General features: G+C 54.8%; 3 protein-coding genes. 2 read left to right on the top strand and 1 reads right to left on the bottom strand.

What is annotated here, in order from left to right; genetic code table 11:
- The first annotated feature begins 527 nt into the window (after positions 1–527).
- Positions 528–722, top strand: coding sequence for a type II toxin-antitoxin system VapB family antitoxin (locus QD409_RS35285; protein WP_244558009.1), 195 nt, complete (start codon positions 528–530; stop codon positions 720–722).
- Positions 722–1,135: a type II toxin-antitoxin system VapC family toxin gene (locus QD409_RS35280; RefSeq protein ID WP_430765018.1), complete on the top strand. Its 414-nt coding sequence runs from the start codon at positions 722–724 to the stop codon at positions 1,133–1,135. The genes QD409_RS35285 and QD409_RS35280 overlap by 1 nt, the downstream gene beginning before the upstream one ends.
- 456 nt (positions 1,136–1,591) lie before the next feature.
- On the opposite strand, the gene QD409_RS35275 is transcribed toward QD409_RS35280, so the two are convergent.
- Positions 1,592–2,022 (bottom strand): TOBE domain-containing protein (locus QD409_RS35275; protein ID WP_430765017.1); only part of this gene is annotated, 431 nt, incomplete at its 5' end.

Here is a 2,022-nt window from a genome sequence, read left to right as displayed (position 1 = left end):
CCCATTTTAGTGTCGACCATCTTGACAGGTTCGGCTGCCAGAGCCGGCAAAGTTGTTGCGGCCACAAGGCCGATCGCGATCAGCAGCGTTTTCATATTTTCCTCCATTCGGGGGTGCCGACGAAATGCCAGCAGTGCCCGATATCACCATTTAGAAACGTCCGGCCGGCAAAGTGGTTCCACTACGTAGCCGGGCAAATGGCACGACGACAACCGCCGCCTTATCCGTAAAGCTGTCGAGGTCCACACCGCTCTCACCCGTATTTTAATTTGGCGCTGATCCGCTCAGTCGCGGAGATGCCATCGACGAATTAGCTATATCGGCATCGGAGCAGGGTCACGGCGAAATGCAAAACCGGGTTAGATCGCGCTGCAAATAGACAACAGAGCAAGAAGGACCATGAACCGAGTTTCGGTCGCGTATGGACAAATTGTGTCTATACGTATATACAATGATTGTCATGACGGCAAGGACATCACATGCTCAGCATCCGAGATCAGGAAGTTCGCACCTTAGCGGAGACCGTTATGCGCAAACGTGGCGCCTCCAACCTGACCGCTGCTATCAAGCTTGCGTTGCAGCACGAGATTGAGCGCGCTGACGAAGCTGTGCCCTTGAAACAGCACGTCGCAGAAATCCGTGCCCGCGCACTTGCCAAGGCAAAACTCCCGCCGGCCCCGCCCCTGACAAAGGAGGAACGTGACGCACTCTGGGGCCAATAATGTTCATCGAGACCTCAGCATTCGTCGCCATCCTTGCCGGGGAGCCGAAGGCCGATATGTATCTGGCAGCAGTCGATGGCGCTACCCGCCGAGAAACTGGCGCGCATGTCCGGCTTGAGGCAACCATCAACCTGGCGCGTATTCTTGGCCTGGAGATCCTCGATGCCCAGGAAATGTTCGACGCCTTTCTTCAAGCCGCCAAAATCACCGTAGTTCCGATTAGTGATGCGATCGCCCGGCGCGCGGCGGAAGCTTTCGCCGTCTATGGCAAGGGAAAAAGCCATCCCGCCCAACTCAATTTCGCCGACTGCCTGTCCTATGCCTGTGCGGACACTCTCAACACACCGATCCTGTTCAAAGCGCGTGACTTTGTAGAAACGGATCTTAAGAGCGCTTTACCCGGTGAGGGCTGAGCCGCGTCAATCGATCAACAGATGGACCACGGCTCAGCGGAAGTGTCCGGAAGCCGCAGAACTATCAATATTCGTCACTACCCTCGCAGTTAAGAGGGTGGGAATCTTTCATATCGAGCCGCCTCTATGGAATATCGAACTAACCGGCTTTTGACGAAGCGAGAAAACGCATGCTCTTGAAAGGATAGAACTTACGACCTAGCGATCGGTCCAGTACTCCAGTGCAATTTATGAGACTTATCGCTTACGCAGGAACCTCATCCCGATTGGATCATCGTCTCAGGTTAGCATGCCCGCAGCTCGGCGCACCAAATACCAATCGGTAGACAGCGAGTGAGCCCCGCAACAGGTCACGCACATCGCTGAAGCAAAACTATAACAATTCGCGTGCCTTATTGCAGGCCCCAAAGAGCGCAACAATGCGTATCGCATCGATGATACGCTTCGGGCATCTGCTTATACCTTTGCAACCGACAAAGCCGCGCCTGTTACCACATCGAACAAATGCATCTGGTTCATATTGAACGACAGCGGCATCAACGTCTGTGGTTTAGGCCCGCACTCCGGATCGATACAGGCACATAGGTTGGCATCGCCAATAGAAAAATAGACCATGGTTTCCGGACCAAGTGGCTCTACCAAATCGATCTTGGCCTCAACGTCTGCGAGACCCGGGCGCTGTTGACGATCGCTGATCGATTCCGGCCGCATGCCGAAAACGACCGATTTTCCGGCATGGCGCGCATATTCGTTGACGCGCGCGTCCGGAACGGCAAGGGAAGTGCCGTCCTCCAGAATAACAGCGAGTCCCTTGCCGCTCGAAGCCAATTGTGCCGGAAGGAAATTCATTGCAGGCGAACCGATGAAGCCGGCGACGAACTGACTGA

The organism is Rhizobium sp. BR 315 (genome assembly GCF_050577975.1).
In the GTDB taxonomy this organism is placed as follows: domain Bacteria; phylum Pseudomonadota; class Alphaproteobacteria; order Rhizobiales; family Rhizobiaceae; genus Rhizobium; species Rhizobium miluonense.
The sequence above is the reverse complement of the archived record's forward strand: the minus strand, read 5'-3'. Positions and strand labels throughout refer to the sequence as shown.